Source organism: Eggerthella sp. 1_3_56FAA (genome assembly GCF_000185625.1).
GTDB classification, from domain to species: domain Bacteria; phylum Actinomycetota; class Coriobacteriia; order Coriobacteriales; family Eggerthellaceae; genus Eggerthella; species Eggerthella lenta.
Genome location: NZ_GL622579.1, coordinates 923722 through 927747, shown reverse-complemented (window position 1 = coordinate 927747; position 4026 = coordinate 923722). Strand labels below are relative to the sequence as shown.

The 4026-nt window shown below is 67.7% G+C and carries 4 protein-coding genes; 3 read left to right on the top strand and 1 reads right to left on the bottom strand.

What is annotated here, in order from left to right; translation table 11 throughout:
• The coding region (locus HMPREF1023_RS04055; RefSeq protein WP_009304882.1) for an epoxyqueuosine reductase QueH at positions 1–248 on the bottom strand (248 nt) is incomplete at its 3' end.
• 79 nt (positions 249–327) lie between these two features.
• Between HMPREF1023_RS04055 and HMPREF1023_RS04050 the strand changes: the two genes are divergently transcribed.
• From HMPREF1023_RS04050 to secD, 3 genes are all read left to right on the top strand, one after another.
• Positions 328–1137, top strand: coding sequence for an HAD family hydrolase (locus tag HMPREF1023_RS04050; protein ID WP_009304881.1), 810 nt, complete (start codon positions 328–330; stop codon positions 1135–1137).
• Position 1138: 1 nt separating this feature from the next.
• The gene (tgt, locus tag HMPREF1023_RS04045) at positions 1139–2284 is read left to right on the top strand and encodes a tRNA guanosine(34) transglycosylase Tgt (protein ID WP_009304880.1); all 1146 of its coding nucleotides are present in this window, start codon (positions 1139–1141) and stop codon (positions 2282–2284) included.
• Between the two features lie 188 nt (positions 2285–2472).
• On the top strand, positions 2473–4026 hold a 1554-nt coding region (secD, locus tag HMPREF1023_RS04040), incomplete at its 3' end, for a protein translocase subunit SecD (protein ID WP_009304879.1).

The following is a 4026-nucleotide window of genomic DNA, read 5'->3' as shown; positions in this document are numbered from 1 at the left end:
TCGTGCGCCGCCTCGCCGACGCGTCCCGCGCTCGCCTCCCAGGCGGCCGGGTCGTAAGCGCCCTCCACCACGGGCACCTGCTCGTCTGCGGCCCAAGCGCGCAGCGTGGCCAGACGGCGCGCGTACTCGTCGGCAGGCGCGATGTTCGAATTGAGATAGGCGATGGTCAGGTCGTGCCCGGCCGCGCGCAGCAGGCGCACGGGTTCGAGCGAGCACGGTCCGCAGCAGGCATGAAGCAGTAATTTCATCGGGTTTCCACGCTCCTTCGCAACGTGACGTATACTACCATGCTTGCAAGCGTATTCATCGAATCAAAGGATCGACGCCATGGCATCTCGCACCTACCGCGCAATCTTCTTCGACTTGGACGGCACGCTCTTGCCCATGGAGCTCGACGAGTTCCTGGGCGCCTACTTCGAAGCCATCGCGAACTTCGTCGCCGCGCACGGGCTGGACGCGGCGACGTTCTCGGCCGGGCTCAAGGCGGGGATCAAGGCCATGGCCGTCCACGACGACGGCCGTACGAACGCCGATGCATATTGGGAGGCGTTCTTCAGCCACGCCGATCGCGATGCCGCAGACTGGGACGAGCTGCTCGCCGGCTTCTACGAGCGCGACTTCGGCGCGATCGGCGCAGGCGTCGTCCCCAACTCGGCCGCGGCGCGCGCCATCGAGACGCTGGCTGCGAAGGGGTACCCGCTCGTGCTGGCAACCATGCCCATGTTCCCGCGCCGCGCCGTGGAATGGCGTCTGTCGTGGGCGGGCATCGACGCCTCCCGCTTCGGGCGCATCACGTCGTTCGAGAATTCCACGTCGGTGAAGCCGAAGCTGGCCTACTACGCCGAGAACGTGGCGGCGTGCGGCCTCGCCGGCGAAGACGTGCTCATGGTGGGCAACAACACGGTGGAGGACCTGGCCATCCGGGGACTCGGCGCCGACGCGTTCCTCGTGACCGATCACCTCCTCGACCCGGACGAAGGCTTCGATCTGGCTTCCGTCAAGCACGGCACCATGGAGGAGTTCGCCGCTTGGGCCGAGGCGCTGCCCGCGTGCGCCGACCCCGCGCAGGGCATCGAGGCGGGCATCGTCGAAGCCGCGGCACGCGCGGCCGTCCTGTCCCGCGCAGAGGAGGCCTAGCATGACGTTGTTCGACTGCGAACTCCAGGCGACGAGCGGCCACGCCCGCGCGCTGTCCTACGAAACGGCGCACGGGTCGTTCCAGACGCCGATGTTCATGCCGGTGGGCACGAGCGCAAGCGTGAAGGGCGTCACCGTGGGCCAGCTGAACGACCTCGGCAGCCAGGTGGTGCTGGCCAACACGTACCACCTGTCGCTGCGCCCCGGCGCCGACGTGGTGGCCGAGGCGGGAGGGGTGCACCGTTTCATGAACTACGACGGCCCCATGCTCACCGATTCGGGCGGGTTCCAGGTGTTCAGCCTGGCCGACACGCTCAAGCTGGACGACGAGGGCCTCACGTTCCGCTCCATCTACGACGGCACGAAGGTGCGCTGGACGCCCGAGAGCAACATGGAGATCCAGCAGCAGCTGGGCGCCGACATCGCCATGCAGCTCGACCAATGCACGCCCTACCCGGCCGAGAAGGCCTTCGTGGCGAAGGCCGTGGACCTGTCGGCCAACTGGGCGCGTCGCTGCCTGGCCGCGCACACCCGGCCCGACCAGACGCTGTTCGGCATCGTGCAGGGCGGCATGGAGCTGGACCTGCGGCTGGAATCCGTCCGCCGCTTGCGCGAGATCGAGGACGAGAGCCTGGCGCGCGGCGGGCGCCGTTTCGGCGGTTTCGGCATCGGGGGCTATTCGGTGGGCGAGGACCACGAGGTGATGTTCGAAACGCTGGGCCCCGTCGCCCGCGCGTGCCCGGAGGACCGCCCGCGCTACCTCATGGGCGTGGGCAACCCCACGACGCTCGTGCGCGCGGTGCGCGAGGGCGTGGACATGTTCGACTGCGTGCTGCCCACCCGTACGGCCCGCATGGGCACGGCGTTCTCGTCGGAAGGACGCATGAACATGCGCAACGCGAAGTTCACGCGCGATTTCGGCCCGCTCGACCCCGCGTGCACGTGCCCGACGTGCCGAAACCACAGCCGCGCCTACATCCGCCACCTCGTGAAGCAGAACGAGATGCTCGGCGGCATCCTCCTGTCCGTCCACAACCTGCACTACCTCATCGACCTCATGCGCCGTGCCCGCGAAGCGGTGGTGGCGGGAGCGTACGAGGAGTTTTACGAAGCGTGGATGGCCAGCTCTGCGGCGAAGGATTACTAAAGAAGCGCGCGGGCGGGCATCATCCCTGACCAACGTCGTAACCTAACCGTAGGGATTAGCCCTGATCTTTTCGGCACCCTTCCTTTCGCATTCTCCTGCGTTGTGGCACAATGGGACAGTTACCGTGCGCCGGGCCGCGAGCCCGCGCATGACGCACGCGAGAGAAGCTCAACGAGGGAGAACGTCACATGGCGGCAACGCAGAGGACGAAGAAGAAACCCGCCCGGCCCACCGACCGGCGCAACATCTGGCTGCTCATCATCACGACCCTGCTGGTGCTGGGTTCCGTCTTCATGTTCACGCCGCCCCAGGAGAAGATCAACCAGGGCCTCGACATCCAGGGCGGCCTGTCGGTCGTGCTCACGGCGAAGGGCGCAGACGGGGCTGCCGTGTCGAACGACGACATGGAGAAGAGCCGCGCCATCATCGAGAGCCGCGTGAACGCGCTGGGCGCCTCGGAGGCCGTGGTGCAGGTGCAGGGCACCGACCAGATCCTCGTGCAGATCCCCGGCCTCACCAACACCGAGGACGCGCTCAACACCATCGGCAAGACCGGCAAGCTCGAATTCGCGCGCCTCGACTCGTTCACCGATGAGGACGTGAAGACGAAGATCGAGAACGGCGAGTACGCCGGCGAGGGGACCGTGTCCGACGATTTGGGCGTGCTCACGCTGCCGTCGGGCGAGACGCAGCACCTCACGGTGGAAGACGGCACGTATACGCCCATCGTCACCGGCGCGGACATCACGAAGGTGGACATCGGCAAGCCCTCCGAGACTTCCACCGACTACGCCGTGAACATCACGCTCGACGCGGAAGGCGCCAAGGCGTTCGCGGACGCCACGAAGGAGCTTGCGCCCACGAAGGGCAAGATCGTCATCATCCTGGACAACGAGGTGCAGTCCGCCCCCGCCGTCCAGTCCGAGATCCCCGACGGCAACGTGCAGATCACGGGCGGGTACTCGCTCGACGAGGCCAAGGCGATGCAGACCGTGCTGGAAAGCGGCTCGCTGCCCGTCAGCTTCGAATACGCCCAGAGCCAGACCGTGGGCCCGACGCTCGGCCAGGACGCGCTCGCATCCGGTGTGCTGGTGGCGCTCATCGGCCTTGCGGTGGTCATGCTGTACCTGCTGTTCTTCTACCGCGGCCTGGGCCTCATCACCGCGGCGGCCATGATCGTGTTCGCGGTGCTGTACCTGGGCATCCTGGCCACGCTGTCGTCGTTCGGCCTGTTCAGCCTCTCGCTCGCGGGCATCGCGGGCATCGTGCTGACCATCGGCATGGCGGCCGACTCGTCCATCCTCACCATGGAGCGCTTCCGCGAGGAGATCCGCATGGGGCGCAGCGTGCGCGCCGCGTCCGTGACGGGCGTGAAGCACGCCATCGTGACTTCCATCGACGCCGACCTCGTCACGCTCGTGTCGGCGCTGTCGCTGTTCTTCCTGGCCAGCGCGTCGGTCAAGGGCTTCGGCCTGACGCTGGCGCTGGGCATCGCATGCGACATCGCCATGATGCTGCTGTTCAAGGCGCCCCTCATCCGCTTGCTGGCGCCGAAGGTCATCGCGCGCCATCCGGGCTTCTGGGGCATCAAGGACAGCCTGGCCGCATCGAAGGACTACGCGGCGCTCGCCGCCGCCGAGGGCACGAGCACGGCTGCGGCCGAAGCGGGCGAGGCCATCAACGCCGCCGAATCCGAGGAAGCCGCCGAGCGCCGCGAGGGCGCGGCGGGCGAGGCCGCCGCG

Excerpts from the sequence above, each read along its gene's own strand:
- HMPREF1023_RS04050 (WP_009304881.1), top strand. The coding sequence starts at position 328 with ATGGCATCTCGCACCTACCGCGCAATCTTCTTCGACTTGGACGGCACG.
- tgt (WP_009304880.1), top strand. The coding sequence starts at position 1,139 with ATGACGTTGTTCGACTGCGAACTCCAGGCGACGAGCGGCCACGCCCGC.